This window comes from Halobacillus litoralis (assembly GCF_009856415.1).
In the GTDB taxonomy this organism is placed as follows: Bacteria; Bacillota; Bacilli; order Bacillales; family Halobacillaceae; genus Halobacillus; species Halobacillus litoralis_C.
The window spans coordinates 507,904-532,028 of sequence record NZ_WMEZ01000001.1; the positions used below are offsets into that span (position 1 = coordinate 507,904).

Here is a 24,125-nt window from a genome sequence, read left to right on the forward strand (position 1 = left end):
TCCTTAGTGTTTGATGGGGCTAACGAAATTTTGACGAACAGACATCACCGCTTTGTTCATACTTAGCATATACCGTCATTTAATCAAGATTAAACAACAAAAATATCTACAAAATTCGAGCGTCTCAACGTTTTGAAGAAGGTTAAGGCATGAAAGTGTCGAATATATAAAATAAGCCTGTAAGAAAACAAAGAATCCAGGCTTAAAACTTGAGAAAATGTAAAAAAGAAGAGGAGGAAGTTTTCATGATTTCTTATCAAGTTCAATCAGAAAAAGGTTTTACTGAGAAAATCGGGGAACTCGTATGTATGCTTGAACACGCACGTGCGGTGACGATTCAGGAAGTAGCGGATCTCACGCAGGATGAACTTGATGAGTGCGAAACCGGTGGAAACTCCATTGGTATGCTTCTCTCCCACATGGCGGCGATTGAGTTTGTCCATCAAGCCATCAGTTTTGACGAGAGGGATTTAACAGAGGATGAACAGGAAGAATGGGGAGCGGCGCTTGAACTGGGGGACAGGGCCCGCGCGAAATTCCGATCTTTACCGGTGGACGACTATTTGGATCTCCTTGAGGCGACGAGAGATATGACGCTTGAATACTTGAAAGAAAAGGACGATGATTGGCTGTTCGAGGAACGATCCTGGCCGAATGGCGTGAAATACAACCCTTACTACCTTTGGTTCCATGTCATGGAAGATGAAATCAGCCACCGCGGGCAGATCCGTGCCATGATCCGTTCGAAGAAACAGCGGAAAATCAGTAGTTTCTAACATAAAAAATAGGTTTATAAGATCATACTAAAATAGAACTTCCTTAATATGGGAAGTTCTATTTTTTAGTATCCCATGATCCATTTACATACTCGTCCATTCAATCAGAATGCTGTCCAATACCCTTTCCGCCTCTTGTTTGTAAGGTTTCGACTCTCTCCATTCCCGTTATGAATGGTTTTGCGCGCCGGATCAACGATTGTGTAGTTTCGAGAGTCAGAGAAGCTTGATGAGCATCTTCGCTCTTCCACACTTCATAAACAAAGACAGCATTTGGTTCACTTTCAGAAATATTCACGAGATAGACATCGCAGTCATTAAGGTTCTGCAAGGATTCAGCTGCTTCCAACAAAAGATCCACCATTGTTTCACGTTCACCTTCCAGCACAGTAAACTTACCGAACAAACTGAATTTTGTTTCTCATGATCGGATCGTCCTCCTTTTTTTATGACCCGTTCAATGTTCTACAACTGGACCCAAATCCCCTTTTATTTCCACCACTCTTGCTAATAAAGATTCTACATAGCCTTAAAGAAAGAAACGGCCCCCTACAATTCGTAGAGTGCCGCTTCTCCATTTTTACGATAGATCGTTTTCTGTTCTCTTGAGGTAATCTTCAATGGCTTCCTCCAAGGGGCGGAAGGACTCGTTCCAGAACGTCTGCGTGTTTAGGTCTTGGCCGAGAAAGTCTGCACACAGTTCATCCATCGGCAAATCTCCCGAATGACTTAAAAGGTCCTCGTACTTTTCAGGGAATGATGTTGGACTTTCTTTGTATTGAGAGTAAATGCCATTACTGAACAGATAACCGATTGTGTAGGGAAGGTTATAAAAAGCTTTTTCGGTATCATAAAAATGAGGGATGCTCATCCAATTATAAGCATTCACATGTTCCAGCTCTTCTCCGAACCAGTCCCGTTCTTTTGCTTCCATCAAATCGATGATCTCTGAGGAAGAGAGCTTTCCTTGTTTTCGTTTTTCATAAAAATCATTTTCGAATTCAAATTTTGCAGGAATGAAGGTCGTATACTTCAGTCCATTGATAATTTTCATTTCTAAGAGGGAAAGGGCGTCTTCTTCTGTTTCTGCGAGATCGATGACAGCGTCCAATACTAGATTTTCCGCGAACGTGGACGCTGTTTCCGCAAGCCCTGTACCTGCATGCTGGGCGAAGCCGGGCTGTTCATGAAGCAACGTATTGTGATAAGCATGCCCGAGTTCATGCGCCATGGTCACAACATCCTGATACGTTCCTTGGAAGGAGAGGAGCACACGGCTTTCTTTCGCATGGGGAAACGAGGCACAAAAGGCACCGTGACGCTTGTTTTCGTGTGGCTCCGCATCGACCCATCCCTCATGGAAAGCCTGCTTGGCGAAGTCTCCGAGTTTCTCACTATATTGAGAGAACTGCTTGATAACAATTTCCGTTGCCTCTTCATATGTAAGTGTAGTCTTAGCCGTGAAAGAAGGTGCATATAAATCATACCAGTCCGGTTTTGGAATGTCGTCGACCTGTGCTTTCCTTTTCAAGAATCGATACAAAAGATCCTTATGCTCATGTAAAGCTTTCATCATGCTGTTCACAGAGGATTCCGTAATTCTGTTCTGCTCATACATTTCTTTCAGTGGGTTCGTCCAGCCTCGCAACTCATACAAATCATTCCGGAAACCGGCGAAATGGTTAAAGATAATGGCAAACCGGTCCTGGTTCTGTTTGCATACCTCAATGATTGACGTTGCAATGGAAGCGCGGACAGACCGATCCTTCGATAACATCGCCTTCATGAAAGCCATATCAAATGAGAGTTCCGTCCGTTTACCATCTTCCTCCACAGGAACACGAAGACTGGCGAATTCCTGCTCAAAAAGGTCTTCCCATCCCTCGAAACCATTCATGGATAAGGTGTGGATCGCCTGTTCCAATTCAGGCGCTAACCGGTCTTTCACCTGTTTTCTCCGCTCCATTAAAGACGTGTGGATTTCGGCAAATTCCTCAGCTCGCATCCATTCATGCCAGGAAGATTCATGGATCGCTGCGAGAGAATGATTGAAAGTCAGCAGCAAGGTCTCCATTTTTGCTTTTAAACGTTGGCTTTGATCCATAAAGTAGTGGCCATTACGATCCTGCACATCTTCAGAAGATAGGCAGATCGCGTATTCATCAATGGCAAAAACGTCAGAGTAAAGCTTTTGTACTTCTTCTACCATCAATAGGAAATCGTTAAAGTTTTCAGGAGTTTTTGAGTGCTTGATCTGATTATGAAGGGTTTCCAATTGTTCATTCTTTTTCGTCAGTACATCTTCAAGCCCGTCAGGAAAAAGACGCTCCAAATCCCATTTTTTCATTACCGTGTTCTTCATATGATTCCTCCTATGGTTTTGATAGTATTAGTGTAATAGACTTTGGAAAAATCTTCATCATCCTCAAGACGGACTCCCGCTCCTATCCCCGACGCAGGAGCGCATTTTAAAAATATGTTGTTAAAAAATGGAGGAGGATTATTGAAAACTCAAGTTTGAGATGTCCTGGGTTAATTGCTTCATTTGAGCGTCAGGGGAGGCTGGGGAGCTACTCGTCTAGCTTCATCGACCTAATACTCGTGTCCAGCAGGGGGATCCCGCATTTGAACACTTTTCTGTGGGGGATCGCAGAGATTCCTCGGACTGCGTCCTACGGAATCTCGCTATCTCCTTATCCCCTGGACAGGTGCCCAATCACACCTATCGATCCATATACACGGGTCGAGCGTCTTCCGTATCCGCTGCTTTATAGTAAAAAGGGCTCTATAGCATGCGCTGGTACTCGGGGACTGTCTGTTTGAAAGTTGAATTCATCAACTTCCATAGCGTTCAATAACTGCTTGTTCTGGAAGGTGGTTTCGAGATACATGTATGGCAAAGGGGCGGAGGGGAATGGCGAGACTCCTGCGGGAAAAAAGGGCATGGTGAGACCCCACAGGACGAAGTCCGAGGAGGCTCACCGCGCTCCCGCGGAAAGCGAGCCATTCCCCGCAGCCCCCATCCACTTAACAAAAGTCTCGAAACTGAGTATTCCACACCTGTGATGGAGCAAGATGATTTATAAGGAGGAGAAATAGATGAAAGTACCGTTCATAGATGGACATAATGATACGATGATGAACTTTGAAAATGGAGTGAAGCCATTCTTCACTGGGACGAAAGAAGGGCACATCGATTGGCCAAGAGGGCATCGTTCTGGAATGGCCGCAGGTTTCTACGCCGTTTTCTGTCCGAATCCTGATACCGATCCCCTTCCCGTCGCCTACAAAACAGAGAAGGGTTATGAGAAACCGTTTCCGAGACCGTTATCTTATGCCTATGCTTACGAGTACACCCTTAAGATGGTTGCCCGCTTCTTGAAAATGGAAGCAGAATCGGGTGGGAAGTTTAAAGCAGCACGTACCGTCGGAGACTTGGAACGGGCGATTGCAGGAGAGTACATGGCGGGAATCTTACATATCGAGGGAGCCGAGGGCATTGATCAAGACTTGCATGCGCTCTCTGTCTTATATGAAGCGGGGTTGCGATCGGTCGGTCCTGTGTGGAGCAGAGCAAACGCATTCGGGGAGGGGGTTCCGTATCGTTTCCCTTCCTCTCCAGATACGGGGCCAGGGCTTACGGAAGCCGGGAAAAATCTCGTCCGCGAGTGTAACCGATTAGGAATCATGATCGACCTATCCCATTTGAATGAAAAAGGGTTTTGGGACGTCGCCTCCATCAGTGATGCTCCGCTTGTAGCTACGCATTCCAATGCTCATCAGATCTGTTCGGTTACCAGGAATCTGACAGACAAACAAATCGATGCGATCGGAAATTCGAATGGCTTGATCGGGGTCACTTATAGTATTAATCCCAATATGGTGACAGAAGATGGTGGTAATAATGAAGGAGCCGCATTATCTGACATCACGAAACATATCCATTACATGATCGATCGCATCGGAATCGACCATGTCGCTTTAGGTTCGGATTTTGACGGAACCCGGGTGCCGACCGCTCTCAAAGATGTGACCGGTGTGCCGAAATTATTTGATCTATTGAAAAAGGAAGGATTGAGCACGGAGGATATGGAAATGCTCGCCTATAAAAATTGGCTTCGTGTTCTTAAGGAAACATGGAAAGATAAGAGCTGATCCACGCTTACTACGAAAAAAACGAGGATGCCCTTGGCCGGGGCATCCTCGTTTTTTGGTTTGTCATTCATGATTAGGCTCTATGTTTCTGATAGGTAATTCCTCTTGTCAGTGCTTGCATATCCTTATACGTTTGCTCCGTCAATGGAGGGGATTCAAGGTAGCGCAAGTTGTCATTGAGCTGCTCCACGGAGCTTGCTCCGAAGACAGCGGTCGCGACGGTAGGACTTTGCAGGACATATTGAAGCGCAAGCGTTTCTGCCGTTTTCTCGTCAGAGGTGAACGATTGCCATTGCTTCGCGATTTCCAACACTTCCTCTTGGCTGTACTCTAAAAATCCATTTTCTGCTTTTTCTTGGGCTTTTTCCTGTCCTTTCGAAGATAACATTCCCTTTGCCAGAGGCCCCCTCGCAAGGACGCTGATTTCATTGTCTGCAAGCAGGTTGAGAATTTCTTCTTCCGGACGGCGGTCAAGAGCATTGTATTGCATCATTACACTGACGATGCTGGATTTTTCTACATATTCTTTGATGACATTCGGACGGATCGAAGAGATGCCGTACTCTCTGATGAGCCCTTCTTGTTTAAGCTCTTCGAAAGCTTCGATGCTTTCTTCAATCGGGTCTTCAATTGTGCCGCCATGCAGCTGGTAAAGGTCGATATAATCGATACCCAGTCGTTTCAGGCTGTCTTTCACACCTTCTTTGATATGTTTTTTGGATGGGTCCCAGTGCCAGTCTTTCTCACCAGGATTAAAGTTGTTGCCTACTTTCGTTCCGATTAATAAATCGTCTCTTTTTCCTTTGACCGCTTCCCCTACAATTTTTTCGTTTTCTCCAAAATCGTACAAGTCGGCGGTATCTAAGTAATTGATCCCGGCATCGACGGCGCGGGTGATAATGTCTTTCGCTTTGTTATGATCGGTCCCGAGTGACATGCACCCAAGGCTGATTTCGGATACGTATAAATCTGAAGATCCTAATTGACGTTTGTTCATGGTATCATCCTTTCCAAATTAAGTGTAGCGGATTATTCCGGTTCCATGCCACTCCTGTGATAAAATGACGATAGCAACAAGAGAGGATGAATGTTTTGAAAAAATTCGAAGAAAAAACATATGAAACCGAAACGATTTATAAAGGGAAAATTGTTCAATTGGATGTCGACAGTGTTACTTTACCCGATGGGAATACATCTAAACGAGAACTGATCCGTCATCCAGGGGCTGTCGCTGTCATTGCCATTACAGATGAAGGGAAACTCGTTTGTGTGGAACAGTACAGAAAACCGATGGAAAAAAGCATCATCGAAATCCCTGCAGGCAAGCTTGAACCTGGCGAAGAACCGAAAACATGTGCGCTTAGGGAATTGGAGGAGGAAACGGGTTACACGTCCGATGATCTTGAATTCATTACCTCTTTCTACACATCTCCAGGATTTGCTGATGAAATCGTCCATCTATACTTCACAGACCAGATCAAACCGATGGAAGAGCAGCCGGACGGGGATGAAGATGAGTTTGTCGAACAACTCGAACTGACGGTAGAGGAAGCAGAAGCTTTGGAAAAAGAAGAGCGGATCCATGATGCGAAAACCGCCTATGCCATCCTTTATATGAAATTGAGAAATGCGAGATGATGGATTCTTTTTTCGTCGATCTACATATTCACATCGGCAGGGACTGGAACGGAAAGCCTGTCAAAATAACAGGTTCCAAAACGCTGACCCTCTCGAATATCTTTGAAGAAGCGACGTATCGAAAAGGGTTGGATATGGTTGGTGTCATCGATGCACAAGCGCCGGCCGTCCAGGAAGAAATGATGGATCTGATCGAACGTGGTCAAGCCGAGGAATTGAAGGAAGGGGGCATCCGATATCAAAACACAGTGCTCCTTCTAGGTTCTGAAATCGAAGTTTATGACGCGGCTTGTTCCGGTCCCATCCATGTGCTCTGTTATTTTCCAACGATGAATCGAATGCGGGCGTTCACCGCATGGCTTTCCCAGAAGATGAAAAATGTGAACTTGAGCTCCCAGCGTTTTTATGGCACCGCTCGTGAGCTCCAGCAGTATGTGAAAGAACATGAGGGTATTTTCATTCCCGCTCATGTTTTCACTCCTTTTAAAAGCCTTTATGGAAAAGGGGTGAAAGAAACATTAAGGGAGGTTCTTGATCCTGACAAAATTGATGCCATAGAACTCGGGTTGAGCGCGGATACAGATATGGCTGATCAAATCGGGGAGCTTGAACCGTACACCTACGTAACCAACTCCGATGCCCATTCCTTAGGGAAGCTTGCACGTGAGTATCAGCGAATGGCATTGAAGGCCTTGAATTTTGAGGAGTTGCGGATGGCTCTTCATAACCAGCTGGGAAGAAAAGTCCTCACCAATTACGGGATGAGCCCCGCCATGGGGAAATACCACCAGACCGTTTGTGCCAAATGTCTGTCCCCTGCGAAGGTAAATGCTTCTGTATGTGACGCTTGTGGATCGAAAAAAATCGTCAAAGGCGTGAAAGATCGAATAGAGGAGTTAGAATCTAGTACACAGAAGAAAGAGAGACCTCCCTATATCTATCAAGTTCCTCTATCATCGCTCCCTGGAGTAGGGACGCGTACCTACGAGAAATTGATCGATGCCTTTGGAACCGAAATGGCTGTCATTCATGAAGCTGCACGGGAAGAATTGACGGCTGTCATTCCTGACCAGGTAGCTGAACGGATCACGGCCATGAGAAAAGGGACACTCACCATTCAGGCAGGCGGGGGCGGACGCTATGGAAGAATTCAATAGAAACTGAGCTGGATGTGGTCTACTTTTTCCATCTCTCTCATAGATTGGTCATAGACCGGTGAAGAGAAAGGTGGATAAAAAGATGCAGCAGGGTATGCGAATGGTTAAAAACGACGTTCAAACACATATGAATATTTTCGTGTTCATTTTCGTTCTATTTCTTATGGGGATGATTTTCGGGGCCGTGATCGTAAACAGTATGAACTTCGTCCAAAAGCAGGATCTCTTCTTCTATCTGAAGCAATTCTTTGAGCAGCAGACGATGATCGGGGGAACGGGAAAGGCTACCCTGTGGAAAGACAGCGTCCTTTACCATCTCAAGTATATGCTTCTCCTCTTTTTGTTAGGGATCTCGGTCATCGGCATGCCGATCATTACGGTGTTACTATTTCTCAAAGGGTTGGTGATCGGATTTTCCGTCGGTTTTCTAGTTAATCAGATGGGCTGGTATGGATTGTTAATTTCATCCGTTTCGATTGCACCTCAAAACGTCATTATTATTCCTGTATATTTGATTGCAGGTTCACTCGCTTTGATTTTTTCCCTTACTTTATGTAAGCAGCTGTTCATTCGTCGGGTTCACCAGCCGATCATGAAGGGCTTTGTGAGATATAGTGCGCTGTTCGGTGCGTTGATTGCGATTCTGATGGTTTCCTCCGTTGTGGAAGTCTTTCTTAGCAACACTTTTTTGGAATATGTATTGAAATGGATTTATAAGTAGAAAATATCAAATAATAATGATTATCGTTAACAGATTAAAATAATTATAATTTGACACTCGTTCTGTCTCTGATTATAATGAAATTGGTATTACGAGGGAGGGACGAACGATATGGAACATCGTATAGATAAGATTAAAAAGCAGCTGCATTCCCAGAGTTATAAGCTGACCCCGCAGCGTGAAGCCACAGTACGGGTACTTTTGGAAAATGAAGAAGACCACTTAAGTGCGGAAGATGTTTACCTCCTCGTAAAAGAGAAAGCACCAGAAATTGGTCTAGCAACCGTCTATCGAACATTAGAATTACTATCAGAACTAAAAGTTGTCGATAAAATCAATTTTGGAGATGGCGTCTCCCGATATGACTTGAGAAAAGAAGGTGCCGAACACTTTCACCATCATCTCGTATGTATTGAGTGTGGATCTGTGGAAGAAATCGATGAAGATCTCTTAGGGGATGTAGAAAAAATCGTGGAAAGTCAGTGGGGTTTCGAAGTTAAAGATCACCGCTTGACGTTCCATGGCATATGCCGTGTGTGCCAAAAACAGGCTGTTACGGCATCATCAGCAAAATCTAATGAAGAATAAAACGACCGCCGCTATGAAAGACATAGTGGCTTTTATTTTGGCTATATAATCATTCAGCGGAACTCTCAGGACGAAGAACGATCCAGGTTGGTTTTTTTGTATCCGTTTTCTAAAATCTCTGACTCTTGTATTTTTATTTACAAATGAATGAAAATCGTGTACGTTAAACCTAGATAGGACTTGTGCTGTTGTTCAACGCTCTGTCATCTGATTCTCTCATCATTCTACGTATATTTGTAAGGAATTTAGGCATATCCTTTACAAAAAGGTACGGAAGTGAGGGGAGTGCCAATGACTCGTTTAAAGAGCAGTTTAAGAGATTTAATCAAAGTCCTGATTGTATTCACTGTTTGTACTTGTGTTTTTTACATGGCCTTACGAATGGTACATGAAGAATACGAGCGTCAGCATCGATACGATCCGCCAGGTGGTACCGCAATTAAAGTCTATCAACCCCTGGAACAACCATGGACGGATCGGCTGTCGATATTTTTTCGGTTAGGAGAGTAGATGGACGATGCAGCATGCGCTGGAAGATTTTTTTCATTATTTGACCGTAGAGCGCGGATTATCACCTAACACGATTCAATCTTACAAGCGGGACCTCTCCCAGTATGATCGCTTTTTACAGCAGGAATTAGGCGTGAAAAGTTGGGATGAAATGACCCGCTCCCATATTATGAAATACTTGCATCACCTCAATGACCAGGGGCGTTCATCAGCAACCATCGCACGGTTGTTGTCATCCATACGTCTTTTTCACCAGTTCCTGATCCGGGAGAAGGTGACAGAGCAGGATCCGAGCTTACATATAGAGACTCCGAAGAAAGAAAGGAAGCTCCCGAAAGTGCTCTCCTCAGACGATGTGGACAAGCTACTGAACATTCATGCCAAAGATCCGCTTTCGGCAAGGAATAAGGCGATGTTCGAAATGCTGTATGCCACGGGTTTGAGGGTAACGGAACTCGTCTCACTTAAAGTGACGGATCTGCATTTGACGATGGGGTTTGTCCGTTGTCTAGGAAAGGGTTCGAAAGAGAGGATCATCCCTCTCGGGGATATGGCCAAGGATGCGGTTGAAAATTATTTGCAAATTGGTCGCGATGCACTCGTGAAACAGAAGCAGACCGAAGAGCTTTTTGTCAATCATCATGGGAATGCCTTATCCCGACAAGGTTTTTGGAAGGTATTGAAAGCGGTTGCTAGGGAGATGGGCGTCAATAAAGAGTTGACCCCCCATACGCTGCGTCATTCCTTTGCTACACACCTACTGGAAAATGGAGCCGACCTGAGGGCCGTTCAGGAAATGCTTGGACATGCAGACATCTCAACAACACAAATCTACACCCATGTCTCCAAGACAAGGTTAAAAGACGTTTATCGCTCGTATCATCCACGGGCATAAACTCTTTTGTGTTTTAAGTTGTCTGACATCCTACATCTTATGAATGTGGGGTAGTTTTTCACGAATTTGGGAAATTAAACATTAGGAGGGATCTTTGATGAATTCATTCAAACGTGTATTTTTAGTAGTTATGGACTCTGTAGGAATAGGAGAAGCTCCGGACGCAGAGAAGTTCGACGATAAAGGTGCCCACACTCTGGGGCATATCGCAGAACATATGAAAGGCTTGGATATGCCGCATATGGGGTCACTTGGGCTCAGCAACATTAGGCAGATCCAGGGAATTGACAAGGCGGAAAAACCGAAAGCGCATTACACAACCATGGTGGAAGCGTCGAACGGGAAAGATACGATGACCGGCCACTGGGAAATCATGGGCCTTTATATCGACCAGCCTTTCCGTACATTCCCGGATGGTTTTCCAGATGAGCTGCTGAATCAGATTAAAGAAAAGACCGGCCGCGGCATTGTCGGAAATAAACCGGCTTCAGGGACGGAGATCCTAAAGGAATTGGGAGAACATCACATGGAGACGGGAGATTTGATCATTTACACGTCTGCTGATTCTGTCCTGCAGATTGCCGCCCACGAAGATGTCATTCCGCCGGAAGAGCTTTATGAAATCTGTGAGTTCTGCCGTGAAATTACGAAAGATGAGAAATATATGGTCGGCCGCGTCATTGCCCGCCCGTTCATCGGGGAACCTGGAGCTTTTGAACGTACATCCAATCGTCATGACTATGCCTTGAAGCCATTCGGACGTACAGTGATGAACGAGATGGCCGATGAAGGTCTTGATGTGGTTGCGATCGGTAAAATTTCTGATATTTATGATGGCGAAGGCGTAACAGAAGCGATCCGAACGAAAGACAATATGGATGGGATGGATCAGCTGGTGAAGACACTGGATAAAGATTTCACCGGAATGAGCTTTTTGAACCTGGTCGATTTTGACGCGAAATTCGGTCACCGTCGTGACCCTCAGGGGTACGGGGAAGCCTTACAGGAATATGATGCGCGTCTGCCTGAAGTGTTGGAAAAAATGAACGATGACGATTTATTGATCATCACCGCAGACCACGGTAATGATCCTGTACATCATGGGACAGACCACACACGCGAACTTGTTCCATTGATTGTTTATCACAACGGCATCAAAGAAGGACAGGAACTCGACCAGCGCCAAACGTTTGCGGATATCGGTGCGACCGTTTCTGAAAACTTCTCGATTCAAATGCCTGAACACGGCAAGAGCTTTTTGAAAGATATTCAATAAGGGAGGAGAAACAATTATGAACCAAACACAAGTAAAAGAAGCATCTCAATTCATTCAAGGGAAATTGACCCATGAACCAAGTGTCGGACTGATTCTAGGATCAGGTCTAGGTGTACTTGCAGAGGAAATTCAAAATCCGACAACCATTCCTTATACGGAAATTCCTCACTTTCCTGAATCTACGGTTTCCGGCCATAAAGGGCAGTTGGTCGTTGGTGAATTAGAAGGACGACAAGTCATCGCGATGCAGGGTCGTTTCCACTATTATGAAGGCTACGATATGAAACAGGTGACTTTCCCGGTACGCGTCATGAAGGCGCTTGGTGTGGAAACCCTTTTCGTGACAAACGCTGCGGGAGGCATCAATGAAAGCTTCAAGCCGGGCAACTTGATGATCATTACCGACCATATCAACAATATGGGAGACAGCCCGTTGATCGGACCGAATGATGAAGATCTTGGACCTCGTTTCCCTGATATGTCTGAAGCGTATGATCGCGCTTTGATTGATCACGCGAAGCAATCAGCAGAGCGTATGAATCTTCAAGTACAGCAAGGGGTTTATGTAGGGAACACAGGACCTGCCTACGAGACAGGAGCAGAAGTACGTATGCTGCGTACGCTTGGCGGAGATGCTGTCGGAATGTCCACCGTCCCGGAAGTGATGGTGGCGAACCATGCTGGAATCCGAGTACTAGGTATCTCTTGCATTTCCAATATGGCTGCAGGAATCTTAGATCAGCCGCTTACTCATGATGAAGTCATTGAAACGACGGCTCAAGTACGTGAGGATTTCCTAGGGTTCGTGAAAGAGCTTCTAAAAACATTACCAGCATAAAACATCGAAAGCGTCCTGAGAGGCGCTTTCGCATTTATACTTTTAAGTAAAGGGTGATTGAGATGAGAATGTACGACATTATTGTCAAAAAACGCGACGGCGGGGAATTGACTAAGGAAGAAATCGAATTCTTCGTGGAAGGTTACACTAAAGGTGAAATCCCTGACTATCAGGCATCTGCCTTTACCATGGCGATTTACTTCCAGGGCATGACCGCTGAAGAAACAGCCACATTGACGCAAGCAATGGTCGACTCTGGAGAAACCATCGACCTCTCTGCAATTGAAGGGAAGAAAGTCGATAAGCACTCCACGGGTGGTGTAGGCGATAAAGTAACATTCATCGTCGGACCATTAGTTGCTTCTGTGGGTATCCCTGTTGCTAAAATGTCCGGTAGGGGACTTGGTCACACAGGAGGAACGCTTGATAAATTAGAGTCGATCAAAGGCCTTGAAATTGAAATGACGAAAGAGAAATTCATCGAAAATGTCAACACACACAAACTAGCGGTTGCTGGTCAAACCGGGAACCTGGCCCCTGCAGATAAAAAGCTTTATGCACTTAGAGACGTGACGGGTACCGTAAACTCCCTTCCATTGATCGCGGGTTCCATCATGAGTAAGAAAATTGCATCCGGTGCAGACAGCATCGTGCTTGATGTCAAAACAGGTTCTGGCGCGTTTATGAAAACGCTTGAAGACTCTGAAGCCCTTGCTCGTGAGATGGTGAACATCGGAAACAACCTGGGACGTAACACAGTTGCCGTCATCAGTGACATGAATCAGCCACTCGGCTATGAAGTCGGAAATGCGAACGAAATCAAAGAAGCAGCAGAAATTTTACAAGGGAAGAACGTCGAAGACTTACGTTTGCTTTCCCTTGAAATCGCTTCCCACATGGCCGTTCTTGCTGAGAAGTTCTCTACTTACGAAGAAGCTTACGAAGCAATCGAAGCAAACATTGAAAACGGGAAAGCCTTCCAGTCGCTACGTACACTCATAGAGGCCCAAGGTGGAGACGTATCGATGATTGATGACCTCGACCGCTTGCCGAAAGCCGCTCACGAGATTGAAGTGACCGCAGATCAAGATGGTTTCGTATCTGCCATTGATGCAGAATCCATCGGTATAGCTGCCATGTATCTCGGAGCCGGCCGTGCAACGAAAGACGATGAAATCAATCACGGTGTAGGTATAAGCCTCAAGAAGAAAATCGGCGATCCAGTCAAAGCGGGCGAAGCTCTTGTCGTATTGACCAGTGATGATGAGCAACCGACGGACTCGATCCAAAAAGTGAAGGAAGCCTACACGATTTCTGGTGAAAAAGTCGAGAAACCGACTTTGATCCATAATATCATTAAATAATTTTTTTAACTTAGAAAAGAAGCGACCAACTATTATTACATGTAGCCGGTCGCTTCTTTTTGTCTTTCCAAACATGGAGTTTGTACAGAAGATGCAAAGGGGATTAGATATTCATAAGCGGGTACGTTCATGATATTATTCTTGTAGAGGGGGCGGATGCATGGTTCGGTTTTTGGAGTTGCTCGTTGCACTGGCTGCTCTTGTCCTTGTTTTGTCCAACTGGATATTTTCATTGAACGTAAGCTTTGAACTCGTTGCTCTCGTGTTGGCTCTTTTATATTTTTTTACGGGAATTCACTACTTAAGAGACGATCGCGTCATCAGAGGAACAATCATTCTCGTTGTTTCTTCCATGATGGCCTTTATCTTTCGAAAGTTTTATACCTATTACATAGGGAGGGGAAAAAATGGACCAATGCATCTTATGCTCACCAGAAGCGGATGAACAGCAGAAAATCATATTTGAGAACAAATCCTGTTACTTCATTCAAAAAGACCAGCGTATTTTAAAGGGTTCAGGTTTGATTGTACCCAAATCTCACAAAACAACCGTTTTCGACCTTTCGAAAGAAGAGTGGATGGATACACAGGAAATGATTCAACAGGTCAAAGAATGGCTTGATGATACGCTTCAACCGGATGGCTACAACATCGGCTACAACTGTTACAAAACCGGTGGGCAGCATATCTTCCACGCCCATATGCACATCATCCCCCGTTTCCAGGACGAACCCCACGCAGGAAAAGGCATCCGCCACTGGCTCAAACAAGAAGAAAACAAACGCTACATCTAAAACACGACCTAACAAGGTCGTGTTTTTTGTTGTTTTCCTACCAGTAGTCTTCAACAAACGCTCCCTTTAGTTGAAGACTCAGTTTCAAGACTTTTGTTGAGTGGTAGGGGCTGCGGGGAATAGCTCGCTTTCCGCGGGAGCGCGGTGAGCCTCCTCGGACTGCGTCCTGTGGGGTCTCACCATGCACTTTTTTCCTGCAGGAGTCTCGCCATTCCCCTCCGCCCACTTGCCGGAAGAAATTCTCGAAACTACCTTCCAGCAATAGGAATTTTTATGGTCGCTAATCCTATATCGACGTGGTTTAAGCAGGATTTAAAAAAGTTTTTGGTAGGTTACTATAAGAGGGATTTCGAGAACCTCACATGGCCAAGGGGCGGAGGGAAAGTGAGACTCCTGTGGGAAGTGCGTGGTAGGTGAGACCCGCAGAGCGTTAGCTCGAGGGGGCTCATCACTCGCCCACGGAAAGCGAACCTTTTCCCGGAGCCCCTAGAACGATATAAACATCTCGAAATCCAGCCTTCCACTATCACCTTTTTGCTTTGTATGGCTTATTGCATTATGTATAGAAGATGATGGTAAGGGAATGCTAGGGTCACTTAAAGCAATGGGAGGTTTTGGTTATGAAAAAAATGATGGGTGTGTGTCTCGCTCTTTGTTTAGTTGTCTCACTTTTTCCGTTAAACATGACTTTTGCAGAAGAAAGGGAGTCAACAGAGATCGTCAATTCGGCGAAGTCGGCGATATTGATGGAAAAGAACAGCGGGATGACGCTTTATGATAAGGATTCAAATAAAAAGCTGCCCCCTGCGAGTATGACGAAGGTCATGACGCTGTTGTTGATTATGGAAGAACTCGATAAAGGCGGCATCAAACTGGATGAAAAAGTCCGTATCAGTGAACACGCCGCTTCTATGGGAGGTTCTCAAATTTTCCTTGAAGCCGGCGAAGAGATGACTGTCGAAGATTTGCTCAAAGGAATTGCAGTCGCTTCTGGAAATGACGCGAGTGTCGCAATGGCAGAACGGATTGCCGGCAGTGAAAAAGAGTTTGTCGCTCAAATGAATAAAAAAGCGAAAGACCTCGGTTTGAAGAATACTCAATTTCAGAACCCGACAGGTCTTCCGGCTGAAGGTCATTTCAGTACAGCTCATGATATGGCTGTCATGGCCAGAGAATTACTCCTCCATGATGAGGTGACGAATTACACAAAAATCTATGATGATTATTTACGTAAAGGACAGGAAAACGAATTCTGGTTAGTCAACACGAACAAGTTGATCAAGAATTATCCAGGAATGGACGGATTGAAAACAGGTTATACGAGTGAAGCGAAATATTGCCTTACGGCTTCTGCGAAACGAGACGATATGCATATGATCGCTGTCGTAATGGGAGCCGAAAATCCGAAGATGAGGAACTCGGATGTGACCAGTCTTTTGGATTATGGGTTCAGTCAGTATGAAGGTGTCAAACTCTATTCTAAGGACGACACGATGATAACCATGAAAATCACGAGAGGGAAGCCTCTGGAGTTGAATCTTTCTCCGGAAAAAGATGTCGTTGTTTTGAAGAAGAAAAATGACAAGAAGAGCAAGTATGAAACAGAGCTGAAAGTAGCGGAGAAATCAGACCTTCCATTGGAAAAAGGAGCCCATATGGGATGGGTGATCGTGAAGAGTGGAGACCAGGAAGTCGCTAAAGTACGTCTGGAAACGGTTGAAACCATGGAAAAAGCAGGTTTTCCTGCCCTGTGGCAACGTTCTTGGAAGAATTTGACGAGCTTTCAGAGGTTTTAGCATTTTCTCACTAGTTATGTTTTTGAGCAGGAAATGACAGCGAAAAGTACGAAAAGACATAGTGACTCTTATAAAGTCAGAGGAGGTAATTCACTTGAGTCTTCAAGTTAATTTTGCTGTTAGAGAGAATGTTTTGCTCGTCCGTTTGAATGGGGAGCTGGATCACCATGAAGCCACGACGCTTCGGGAAGCTTGGCAGAAGGAGCTCGCGAACAACGGTGTCGAACATGTGATTGTCAATTTACAAAAATTGTCCTTCATGGATAGTTCAGGCCTTGGTGTGATGCTCGGTCGTTATAAAGAGGTACAAGCGAAAGGAAACGAAATGGTGCTTTGCTCGATTTCGCCTGAGGTTCGGAGATTGTTTGATATGTCGGGAATGTTCAAAATCATGAAGCTCGTGGATGATGAGGCATCCGCGCTTGAGATGTTGGGGGTGGCATCATGCGAAATGAAATGACGCTGGAATTTACGAGTGTGAGTGAAAATGAATCCCTTGCCCGTGTATCTGTTGCTGCTTTTGTCAGCCAAATCAATCCAACGATGGAAGAATTGACGGATATTAAAACCGTCGTATCTGAGGCAGTTACAAATGCCATCATTCATGGCTATGAAGAGAAAAGCGATGAAAAAGTCATGCTTACTTGTGCCATTGATGACGGAGAAATCGAACTGATCATCCAGGATCGTGGTCAGGGTATTGAGAATATCGATATTGCGAAAGAACCGCTCTATACATCGAAACCGGAATGGGAACGCTCGGGAATGGGTTTTACCATCATGGAGAATTTCATGGATCGCGTAGACATTACTTCAGAGCCCGGGGTCGGAACGACGATCCGTATGACGAAGCAGTTGACGTCAACCCGCGCTTTGTGCAATTGAGGCGCCGCCTATGAGCGATACGACAAAAGAACGTCTGTCCGACAAAGATGTCAAAGAGCTGATCAAAAAGAGTCAGGCGGGCGATCAAGAGGCGAGGGACTTTTTAGTAGAAAAGAATACCCGTCTCGTATGGTCGGTCGTCCAGCGATATCTCAGACGTGGATACGATCAGGATGATTTGTATCAAATCGGCTGTATCGGCCTGCTTAAATCGATCGACAAATTCGATTTAAGTTATGATGTGCGTTTTTCAACCTACGCTGTCCCCATGATCATTGGTGAAATTCAGCGGTTCATCCGGGATGATGGCAGTGTGAAAGTGAGCCGGAGCTTGAAAGAGCTGAATCATAAAGTCCGTGCCAAAAAAGAAGAACTTTTAAAGGAATATGGACGCTCTCCGACGGTTAATGAGCTGGCGGATGCGTTAGGTCTGACAAGAGAGGAAATCGTCCAGGCGGAGGAAGTTGGACGAACCCCTCAGTCCATTTATGAAACGGTCTATGAAAATGAGGGCGACCCGATCACTCTTGTCGACCAAATTGCTGAAGAGGAAAGCAACTGGTTCGATCACCTGACCCTCCAGGATGTGATGAGTAAACTGGACAAACGGGAACGGCTGATCATTTACCTGCGTTATTACAAAGATCAAACGCAAACTGAAGTAGCGGAGCGTTTAGGGATATCGCAAGTTCAAGTATCGCGGTTGGAGAAAAAAATTCTTGCTGATATGAAAGAAACGATGAACGATACAAGCTGAGGGCTGTACCTAAAATGGTACAGCTTTTTTTTATGTTCCAGTAGCTATTATCAGACGGAAGCCTACTTGTGGCTTCAGATACACGATTTTTTAGTGTATTCAATTACCAAGGAGACTTCGTATGATTTTTCCGATCTCACACATAATAAGTCTAAGAAAATTTTACACAGGGGAGGCGGTAGGATTGGCGACTCCTGTCTATATACGTACAAAGCAATCGATTTATGTTCAACCTTTGGCAAAAATCCGTTTGCAGGATGTGGCTCGTGTTACGGGACAAAAGCGTCATAAACCGGTCCTGGAACAGATGGTCTTACATCAAGTGACCGAAGAAGATCACAATATCGTTGTCATCGATTCTTTCATGATCATTGAACAAGTCATCGAGAAATTTCCGGAGCTTGAGGTTGAACTGATCGGACCGAATCAGTGCGTTGTTCATGTGGAAAAACATCAAAAGCAGCCGTCCCCTCTATTGATTAGTGCCATATGGGTCCTCCTTTTTATTGGAGCAGCGATGGCGATTATGAACTTCCACTATGATGTGAGCATGCAGGCGGTTCAGCAGAAGCTGCACTTCATGTTGACCGGGGAGGAAGTGGAACATCCGTTATGGATCCAGGTGCCGTATTCCATCGGTCTTGGGATTGGAATGATTTTATTTTTTAATCACTGGTTCCAGAAACGATTCAATGAAGAACCGAGTCCGATGGAGGTAGAAATATTCAATTACCAGGAAGACCTCGACCATTACGTGGCCATTAAGGAGAATAAGGTGGAAAAACAGGATGTGGATCGTTGAAGCACTCATTGGACTTGCTGCTGGCATTGCTGTCGGAACAGGCTTCGTCGCGTTTTTGACCGTCCTTGGCATCGTCCCTAGGCTCATGCAGTTGAGCCATTCGGAATCAAAACTGCGGAGTTATGAGATGGCCGTGATCTTAGGCGTTTTTGCAGGGATTTATCTTTCATTCGGCGATGGACCAGTGAAGATGACACTCATTGGTCTTGTTATATGGGGACTTTTTCATGGAATCTTCATAGGAATGCTGGCTGCTGCTCTGACAGAAGTCTTGAATGTATTTCCACTTTTATTCAAACGAATCGGTGTGGATGGCTTTTTATTTACGCTATTAATGGCTCTGGTCCTTGGGAAAATCGCAGGTTCTTTGTTTCAATGGATCATTTTTGTCAGGTGAACGATTGTGATTAGGAGGAAGTAGTGTGGGTAAACAACCGCTTAATGAAAAAAATTTTGATAAGGCGAGAAAATCATATCAACCGAAACCGCCTTATGTCATGAATTGTTTGAAAGCATTTATTGTAGGTGGATTGATCTGCGTGTTTGGTGAACTTTTGACGCAAATGTATATCCATTGGTTCGACTATAGTGAGAAAAATGCAATCAATCCAACGGTAGCGACGTTAATTCTTCTCTCTGCTCTTGCGACAGGGTTTGGTGTGTATGATAAGCTCGGCCAGTTTGCCGGAGCTGGTTCTGCGGTTCCTGTCACTGGATTCGCAAACTCAATCACTTCAGCGGCCTTGGAACATAAATCTGAGGGGCTCGTCCTTGGAGTTGCCACCAACTTATTCAAGTTAGCAGGATCTGTCATAGTATTCGGTGTCGTAGCCGCTTATGTATTAGGAATCATCCGATATGTGTGGTCGCTTATTTTTTAGGAGGAAAAGCATATGGCTAAAACTGGAACACATTCATGGACGTTTACCGATCCGGTGTATTTACAATCCACGGGCACGGCCGTCGGTCCGATGGAAGGTGAAGGTCCACTCAAAGATACGTATGACGTCATTCATGAAGAGCTTCACTGTGGGGAATCCAACTGGGAGCTTGCTGAACGTAAATTGATGACCGATGCGGTGTACACTTGTTTGCAGAAAGCAGGGGTCGACCAATCCAATATTGATTTGTTTTTAGCGGGAGACCTTTTGAATCAGAACGTCACAGGCAACTATGTAGCAAGACAATTAGGAATACCTGTATTAGGAATGTTTGGCGCTTGTTCCACGAGTATGGAGACGCTTGCCACAGGTGCTGCGCTTGTTTCATCAGGATATGCAACACAAGCCTTGGTAGCCGTCAGTTCTCACAACTGTACAGCTGAACGCCAATTCCGTTATCCGACAGAGTATGGAGGACAAAAACCTGGGACCGCTACGTTTACCGTCACAGGAAGCGGGGCTGCCCTTCTTTCGAAAACACCATCAAAAATCAAGGTTGAGGCTGCAACGATCGGCAAGGTAATGGATTATAGTGTCAAAGACCCGTTTGATATGGGATCAGCGATGGCTCCAGCTGCCTGGGACACGATCAAAACACATCTTGAAGACATGGGAAGGGTTCCTGGAGATTACGATGTCATCGCAACAGGGGACTTGTCCTCTGTCGGCACCCCCATTCTTAAGGACCTGATGAAACAGGATGGCTATGATATCAGTGATGTGCATAAAGACTGTGGGTTGCTCGTTTATCACAGCGATCAGCCTGTGTTTGCAGGGGGTAGCGGATGTGCATGCTCAGCGGTCGTGACTTATGGAAAAATTGTGCAGGATTTGATCAGTGGTAAATACAAACGTGTGTTAATTGTTGCGACTGGTGCACTGATGAGTCCAATGATGCTCCAACAGAAGGAATCGATTCCAGGTATTGCTCATGCCGTTGTGCTCACGAGAGGGGAGGGGGAATCATGACATTTTTATGGGCGTTCATCGTCGGCGGGGGCATTTGCGTCATCGGACAGATCTTATTGGATGTATTCAAGTTGACTCCTGCCCATGTGATGTCTTCCTTTGTTGTCGCTGGTGCGGTTTTGGACGCGTTCGACCTCTATGATAACCTCATTGAGTTTGCTGGTGCAGGAGCGACTGTGCCAATCACGAGTTTTGGGCATTCGCTTTTGCATGGAGCCATGGAACAGGCGGATGAGCATGGCTTTATCGGGGTTGCCGTCGGAATTTTCGAATTGACATCGGCCGGTATAGCATCCGCCATATTGTTTGGCTTTATCGTTGCAGTTATTTTCAAGCCTAAAGGATAAATCGAGATCAAGGAGTGGAGGGTTATGCCTACGAAAAATAAAGAGACACCCATCGTCATGAAGCTCGATCAAAACCGGAAGACGATGAATGAACGCATTGGCGTAGACCAATCATTCGATGCAGGTTTCCGTACGCTGACCCTGCTCGGTGTTGAGGTGAACTTCTATTATGTCACCGGGTTGGTAGAGACCCCAATCGTTGTAGAAGTGATGCGTCAATTGATGGAAATGAATGATACCGAGGACCACGTCGATTCTGTTTTTAAGGCCATCAAGGATGAAATTCCCCATCAGCAAGTAGAGACGACTTCTGATATCGATAAGTGTATCACTCAGATGCTTTCCGGGTTGATGGTCATTTTCGTCGATGGAGAAACAGAAGCCTTCATCGTTGATGTGCGGACATATCCAGGAAGGACTCCTGAGGAACCGGATACAGAAAAGGTCATCCGTGGTTCGAGGGACGGTTATACCGAAAACATCATAGAAAATACAGCCCTTACACGACGCCGGATAAGAGATGAACGGTTAAGAAATGAAATTATGCAGGTCGGGAATCGTTCGAAAACAGATGTTTGTATTACTTATATCAAAGATGTTGCCGATCCAGGGCTCGTGCAGTTATTAAAAGATGAAATTCAAAAGATCGATATCGACGGGTTGTCGATGGCGGATAAAAGTTTGGAAGAGTATATCGTCAATCAGGGAAGGAATCCGTTTCCGCTCGTAAGATATACGGAACGTCCGGATGTCGTCGCTTCGCATTTATTTGAAGGACATGTGGTGATCATGACGGACACGTCACCAAGTACGATCATTACTCCGACCACATACTTCCACCATGTTCAGCATGCGGAAGAATTCCGGCAGTCACCTCCTGTTGGGACTTTTGTGCGATGGGTGCGTTTTTTTGGGATTTTTGCTTCGGTCTTTCTTCTGCCATTATGGATGCTGTTCGTCATGCAGCCGGATTTGCTTCCTGAACCGCTGGCTTTCATTGGACCTAATGAGGAGAGCACGATTCCCATCATCTTTCAAATTTTAATCGCGGATTTAGGTTTGGAGATGCTCAGGATTGCAGCCATCCATACACCGACACCTTTATCGACAGCTATGGGACTTATTGCCGCTGTTCTTATAGGGCAAATAGCCATTGACGTAGGAATGTTTGTACCCGAAGTCATTCTTTATGTAGCTGTTGCTGCGATCGGTTCCTATTCAACGCCGAGTTATGAATTATCTGTCGCCAATAAAATGGCACGGATCCTATTTGTGATATTAGTCGCGATATTCGGGATCAAAGGGCTTATGGGTGGGTTTTTAGCTTATGTTCTGCTTTTAGCGAATACGAAGTCGTTGAACACCCCCTATTTGTGGCCATTTCTTCCGTTCAACGGAAAAGCGGCAATCCAAATTATTCTCCGTCTCAGTATGCCATCCCTGAAAGTGAGGCCGAGCGTAGTTCATCCTCAAAACAATCACCGTCAGAAATAATCGTATTGCCCGTTCTTTAGCAATGTGATAAATTAAAATAAATCTTGATGTCCTTTGATTTCCAAGGGGCATTTTCTTTTTATCATTTCTATGTTTGTAGAAAAGGTGGGTTACGATGAATCATGAAGTTAATGAAAAAGGCCAATTGTTAATTGGACAAGTTCCAGCTGCAGATCTTGCCGAACAATATGGCACCCCTCTTTATGTATATGATGTAGGTGAAATCAGACAAAAGGCTCGTGCATTCGTAGAAACGTTCAAGAAGAACGATGTACCAGCTCAAGTCGCCTATGCGAGCAAAGCATTTTCTTCTGTAGCCATGCTGCAGGTGGCTAACCAGGAAGGACTCAGTTTGGACGTCGTTTCTGAAGGAGAACTACATACAGCCCTTGAAGCAGGCTTCCCTGTAGAAAAGATCCACATGCATGGAAACAATAAAAGTATCCGTGAATTGGAGATGGCGGTTGAACATGAAATCGGATGTATCGTCGTCGATAATTTTTATGAAATTGAACTCCTTCACTCCATCCTCCAAGAGCAGAACAAAGAAATGGACGTTCTGTTGAGGGTGACACCGGGGATCGAAGCCCATACCCATGATTATATTTTGACAGGGCAGGAAGACTCTAAATTCGGTTTCGATTTAAGCAGTGGCCAGGCGGAGGAGGCATTCATGAAAGTCCAGGAGGATGCCAACATTCGTTTAGCAGGACTTCATTGCCACATCGGTTCACAGATTTTCGAGACGAGAGGGTTCGAAATGGCGACGAGGAAGCTTTTCACTACTTTGAACGACTGGCGGGACCGCCACGGATATGAAGCAACCGTATTGAATTTAGGCGGCGGATTCGGGATTCAATATACGAAAGAGGACGAACCGCTAGAGCTGGACCAATATGCCCATGCCCTCATCCGTGAAGTGAAAAACCTCTCTTCCCAGTACGATTATCCTATGCCGGAAATCTGGATCGAGCCGGGGCGTGCAATTGTCGGGGAAGCAGGTACAACGATCTATACCATCGGTTCGATCAAGGAAGTTCCTGATGTAAGGACCTATGTATCTGTGGACGGCGGGATGACCGATAACATCCGTCCGGCCCTTTATCAGGCGAAATACGAAGCGGCACTGGTAGAAAAAATGGATCAAACACCGGAAAAAGAGTATTCCATAGCTGGAAAGTGCTGTGAATCGGGAGATATGCTAATATGGGATGTGGCGCTACCGACCGTTGAACATGGAGACAGACTTGCAGTTTTCAGCACAGGAGCGTATGGTTATGCTATGGCTAACAATTACAACCGCTTTCAAAAAGCGGCCGTCGTGTTTGTCGAAGACGGAAAGCATCAGCTTGTCGTCAGAAGAGAGAGCTATCAAGAGATGACACGACTTGATTTATCTTATGAAAAATGAGAGGGGTATGA

Annotated in this window: 27 protein-coding genes; 24 read left to right on the top strand and 3 right to left on the bottom strand. The window is 45.3% G+C overall.

Features of this window, described 5'->3' with window-relative positions; translation table 11 throughout:
* Positions 1-245: 245 nt before the first annotated feature.
* Complete coding sequence (locus GLV98_RS02745; protein WP_160911885.1) at positions 246-776, top strand: DinB family protein; 531 nt, start codon at positions 246-248, stop codon at positions 774-776.
* Positions 777-876: 100 nt separating this feature from the next.
* Here GLV98_RS02745 and GLV98_RS02750 read toward each other — a convergent pair whose 3' ends face one another.
* Positions 877-1,164: a putative quinol monooxygenase gene (locus GLV98_RS02750; RefSeq protein ID WP_337193720.1), complete on the bottom strand. Its 288-nt coding sequence runs from the start codon at positions 1,162-1,164 to the stop codon at positions 877-879.
* 192 nt (positions 1,165-1,356) lie between these two features.
* Positions 1,357-3,138 (bottom strand): M3 family oligoendopeptidase, encoded by a 1,782-nt coding sequence (locus GLV98_RS02755; protein WP_160911889.1) that lies wholly within the window; start codon positions 3,136-3,138, stop codon positions 1,357-1,359.
* Between the two features lie 737 nt (positions 3,139-3,875).
* On the opposite strand from GLV98_RS02755, the gene GLV98_RS02760 reads away from it, so the two are divergent.
* On the top strand, positions 3,876-4,931 hold the full coding sequence (locus tag GLV98_RS02760; RefSeq protein ID WP_160911891.1) for a dipeptidase: 1,056 nt from the start codon (positions 3,876-3,878) through the stop codon (positions 4,929-4,931).
* Between the two features lie 73 nt (positions 4,932-5,004).
* Here the strand turns inward: GLV98_RS02760 and GLV98_RS02765 are convergent, their stop codons facing one another.
* The gene (locus GLV98_RS02765) at positions 5,005-5,928 is read right to left on the bottom strand and encodes an aldo/keto reductase (protein WP_160911894.1); all 924 of its coding nucleotides are present in this window, start codon (positions 5,926-5,928) and stop codon (positions 5,005-5,007) included.
* Positions 5,929-6,023: 95 nt separating this feature from the next.
* Between GLV98_RS02765 and GLV98_RS02770 the strand changes: the two genes are divergently transcribed.
* From GLV98_RS02770 to lysA, 22 genes are all read left to right on the top strand, one after another.
* Positions 6,024-6,569: an NUDIX hydrolase gene (locus GLV98_RS02770; protein WP_160911895.1), complete on the top strand. Its 546-nt coding sequence runs from the start codon at positions 6,024-6,026 to the stop codon at positions 6,567-6,569.
* Positions 6,569-7,726, top strand: coding sequence for an endonuclease Q family protein (locus GLV98_RS02775; protein ID WP_160912930.1), 1,158 nt, complete (start codon positions 6,569-6,571; stop codon positions 7,724-7,726). The genes GLV98_RS02770 and GLV98_RS02775 overlap by 1 nt, the downstream gene beginning before the upstream one ends.
* Before the next feature lie 82 nt (positions 7,727-7,808).
* Positions 7,809-8,447 (top strand): stage II sporulation protein M, encoded by a 639-nt coding sequence (gene spoIIM / locus GLV98_RS02780; RefSeq protein ID WP_160911896.1) that lies wholly within the window; start codon positions 7,809-7,811, stop codon positions 8,445-8,447.
* A 111-nt stretch (positions 8,448-8,558) separates the two neighbouring features.
* Positions 8,559-9,035: a Fur family transcriptional regulator gene (locus tag GLV98_RS02785; RefSeq protein WP_160911897.1), complete on the top strand. Its 477-nt coding sequence runs from the start codon at positions 8,559-8,561 to the stop codon at positions 9,033-9,035.
* 291 nt (positions 9,036-9,326) lie between these two features.
* Positions 9,327-9,545: a DUF4227 family protein gene (locus tag GLV98_RS02790; protein ID WP_160911898.1), complete on the top strand. Its 219-nt coding sequence runs from the start codon at positions 9,327-9,329 to the stop codon at positions 9,543-9,545.
* 7 nt (positions 9,546-9,552) lie between these two features.
* Positions 9,553-10,440: a site-specific tyrosine recombinase XerD gene (xerD, locus tag GLV98_RS02795; protein WP_160911899.1), complete on the top strand. Its 888-nt coding sequence runs from the start codon at positions 9,553-9,555 to the stop codon at positions 10,438-10,440.
* Between the two features lie 97 nt (positions 10,441-10,537).
* The gene (deoB, locus tag GLV98_RS02800; RefSeq protein ID WP_160911900.1) at positions 10,538-11,716 is read left to right on the top strand and encodes a phosphopentomutase; all 1,179 of its coding nucleotides are present in this window, start codon (positions 10,538-10,540) and stop codon (positions 11,714-11,716) included.
* 16 nt (positions 11,717-11,732) lie between these two features.
* On the top strand, positions 11,733-12,554 hold the full coding sequence (locus tag GLV98_RS02805; RefSeq protein ID WP_160911901.1) for a purine-nucleoside phosphorylase: 822 nt from the start codon (positions 11,733-11,735) through the stop codon (positions 12,552-12,554).
* 62 nt (positions 12,555-12,616) lie between these two features.
* Positions 12,617-13,918, top strand: a complete 1,302-nt coding sequence (locus tag GLV98_RS02810) for a pyrimidine-nucleoside phosphorylase (protein WP_160911902.1) — start codon at positions 12,617-12,619, stop codon at positions 13,916-13,918.
* Positions 13,919-14,078: 160 nt separating this feature from the next.
* Positions 14,079-14,363: a hypothetical protein gene (locus GLV98_RS02815; RefSeq protein WP_160911903.1), complete on the top strand. Its 285-nt coding sequence runs from the start codon at positions 14,079-14,081 to the stop codon at positions 14,361-14,363.
* The gene (locus GLV98_RS02820) at positions 14,326-14,712 is read left to right on the top strand and encodes an HIT family protein (RefSeq protein ID WP_160911904.1); all 387 of its coding nucleotides are present in this window, start codon (positions 14,326-14,328) and stop codon (positions 14,710-14,712) included. The genes GLV98_RS02815 and GLV98_RS02820 overlap by 38 nt, the downstream gene beginning before the upstream one ends.
* A 620-nt stretch (positions 14,713-15,332) precedes the next feature.
* A complete protein-coding gene (locus GLV98_RS02825; protein ID WP_160911905.1) occupies positions 15,333-16,508 on the top strand; it encodes a D-alanyl-D-alanine carboxypeptidase family protein in 1,176 nt (391 codons plus the stop codon).
* A gap of 94 nt (positions 16,509-16,602) precedes the next feature.
* Positions 16,603-16,968 (top strand): anti-sigma F factor antagonist, encoded by a 366-nt coding sequence (spoIIAA, locus tag GLV98_RS02830; RefSeq protein WP_089654062.1) that lies wholly within the window; start codon positions 16,603-16,605, stop codon positions 16,966-16,968.
* On the top strand, positions 16,953-17,393 hold the full coding sequence (gene spoIIAB / locus GLV98_RS02835) for an anti-sigma F factor (protein WP_160911906.1): 441 nt from the start codon (positions 16,953-16,955) through the stop codon (positions 17,391-17,393). Before spoIIAA ends, spoIIAB begins: the two co-directional genes overlap by 16 nt.
* Positions 17,394-17,403: 10 nt before the next feature.
* Positions 17,404-18,150, top strand: coding sequence for an RNA polymerase sporulation sigma factor SigF (gene sigF / locus GLV98_RS02840; protein ID WP_146817825.1), 747 nt, complete (start codon positions 17,404-17,406; stop codon positions 18,148-18,150).
* Positions 18,151-18,271: 121 nt separating this feature from the next.
* On the top strand, positions 18,272-18,952 hold the full coding sequence (locus GLV98_RS02845) for a stage V sporulation protein AA (RefSeq protein WP_160911907.1): 681 nt from the start codon (positions 18,272-18,274) through the stop codon (positions 18,950-18,952).
* On the top strand, positions 18,939-19,349 hold the full coding sequence (locus GLV98_RS02850) for a stage V sporulation protein AB (RefSeq protein WP_115894593.1): 411 nt from the start codon (positions 18,939-18,941) through the stop codon (positions 19,347-19,349). The genes GLV98_RS02845 and GLV98_RS02850 overlap by 14 nt, the downstream gene beginning before the upstream one ends.
* Before the next feature lie 25 nt (positions 19,350-19,374).
* A complete protein-coding gene (gene spoVAC, locus GLV98_RS02855) occupies positions 19,375-19,833 on the top strand; it encodes a stage V sporulation protein AC (RefSeq protein WP_115823746.1) in 459 nt (152 codons plus the stop codon).
* Positions 19,834-19,845: 12 nt separating this feature from the next.
* Positions 19,846-20,862, top strand: coding sequence for a stage V sporulation protein AD (spoVAD, locus tag GLV98_RS02860; RefSeq protein ID WP_160911908.1), 1,017 nt, complete (start codon positions 19,846-19,848; stop codon positions 20,860-20,862).
* Positions 20,859-21,209: a stage V sporulation protein AE gene (gene spoVAE, locus GLV98_RS02865; protein ID WP_160911909.1), complete on the top strand. Its 351-nt coding sequence runs from the start codon at positions 20,859-20,861 to the stop codon at positions 21,207-21,209. Before spoVAD ends, spoVAE begins: the two co-directional genes overlap by 4 nt.
* A 24-nt stretch (positions 21,210-21,233) precedes the next feature.
* Positions 21,234-22,703 carry a spore germination protein gene (locus tag GLV98_RS02870; RefSeq protein ID WP_160911910.1) on the top strand — a complete coding sequence of 490 codons (1,470 nt, stop codon included), beginning with the start codon at positions 21,234-21,236 and terminating at the stop codon, positions 22,701-22,703.
* Positions 22,704-22,818: 115 nt separating this feature from the next.
* The gene (gene lysA, locus GLV98_RS02875) at positions 22,819-24,114 is read left to right on the top strand and encodes a diaminopimelate decarboxylase (RefSeq protein ID WP_160911911.1); all 1,296 of its coding nucleotides are present in this window, start codon (positions 22,819-22,821) and stop codon (positions 24,112-24,114) included.
* Positions 24,115-24,125 lie beyond the last annotated feature (11 nt).

Coding starts and splice junctions, on each gene's coding strand:
- GLV98_RS02745 (WP_160911885.1), top strand. CDS start 246: ATGATTTCTTATCAAGTTCAATCAGAAAAAGGTTTTACTGAGAAAATC.
- GLV98_RS02755 (WP_160911889.1), bottom strand. CDS start 3,138: ATGAAGAACACGGTAATGAAAAAATGGGATTTGGAGCGTCTTTTTCCT.
- GLV98_RS02760 (WP_160911891.1), top strand. CDS start 3,876: ATGAAAGTACCGTTCATAGATGGACATAATGATACGATGATGAACTTT.
- GLV98_RS02765 (WP_160911894.1), bottom strand. CDS start 5,928: ATGAACAAACGTCAATTAGGATCTTCAGATTTATACGTATCCGAAATC.
- GLV98_RS02775 (WP_160912930.1), top strand. CDS start 6,569: ATGGATTCTTTTTTCGTCGATCTACATATTCACATCGGCAGGGACTGG.
- spoIIM (WP_160911896.1), top strand. CDS start 7,809: ATGCAGCAGGGTATGCGAATGGTTAAAAACGACGTTCAAACACATATG.
- GLV98_RS02785 (WP_160911897.1), top strand. CDS start 8,559: ATGGAACATCGTATAGATAAGATTAAAAAGCAGCTGCATTCCCAGAGT.
- GLV98_RS02790 (WP_160911898.1), top strand. CDS start 9,327: ATGACTCGTTTAAAGAGCAGTTTAAGAGATTTAATCAAAGTCCTGATT.
- xerD (WP_160911899.1), top strand. CDS start 9,553: ATGCAGCATGCGCTGGAAGATTTTTTTCATTATTTGACCGTAGAGCGC.
- deoB (WP_160911900.1), top strand. CDS start 10,538: ATGAATTCATTCAAACGTGTATTTTTAGTAGTTATGGACTCTGTAGGA.
- GLV98_RS02805 (WP_160911901.1), top strand. CDS start 11,733: ATGAACCAAACACAAGTAAAAGAAGCATCTCAATTCATTCAAGGGAAA.
- GLV98_RS02810 (WP_160911902.1), top strand. CDS start 12,617: ATGAGAATGTACGACATTATTGTCAAAAAACGCGACGGCGGGGAATTG.
- GLV98_RS02815 (WP_160911903.1), top strand. CDS start 14,079: ATGGTTCGGTTTTTGGAGTTGCTCGTTGCACTGGCTGCTCTTGTCCTT.
- GLV98_RS02820 (WP_160911904.1), top strand. CDS start 14,326: ATGGACCAATGCATCTTATGCTCACCAGAAGCGGATGAACAGCAGAAA.
- GLV98_RS02825 (WP_160911905.1), top strand. CDS start 15,333: ATGAAAAAAATGATGGGTGTGTGTCTCGCTCTTTGTTTAGTTGTCTCA.
- spoIIAB (WP_160911906.1), top strand. CDS start 16,953: ATGCGAAATGAAATGACGCTGGAATTTACGAGTGTGAGTGAAAATGAA.
- sigF (WP_146817825.1), top strand. CDS start 17,404: ATGAGCGATACGACAAAAGAACGTCTGTCCGACAAAGATGTCAAAGAG.
- GLV98_RS02845 (WP_160911907.1), top strand. CDS start 18,272: ATGATTTTTCCGATCTCACACATAATAAGTCTAAGAAAATTTTACACA.
- GLV98_RS02850 (WP_115894593.1), top strand. CDS start 18,939: ATGTGGATCGTTGAAGCACTCATTGGACTTGCTGCTGGCATTGCTGTC.
- spoVAD (WP_160911908.1), top strand. CDS start 19,846: ATGGCTAAAACTGGAACACATTCATGGACGTTTACCGATCCGGTGTAT.
- spoVAE (WP_160911909.1), top strand. CDS start 20,859: ATGACATTTTTATGGGCGTTCATCGTCGGCGGGGGCATTTGCGTCATC.
- GLV98_RS02870 (WP_160911910.1), top strand. CDS start 21,234: ATGCCTACGAAAAATAAAGAGACACCCATCGTCATGAAGCTCGATCAA.
- lysA (WP_160911911.1), top strand. CDS start 22,819: ATGAATCATGAAGTTAATGAAAAAGGCCAATTGTTAATTGGACAAGTT.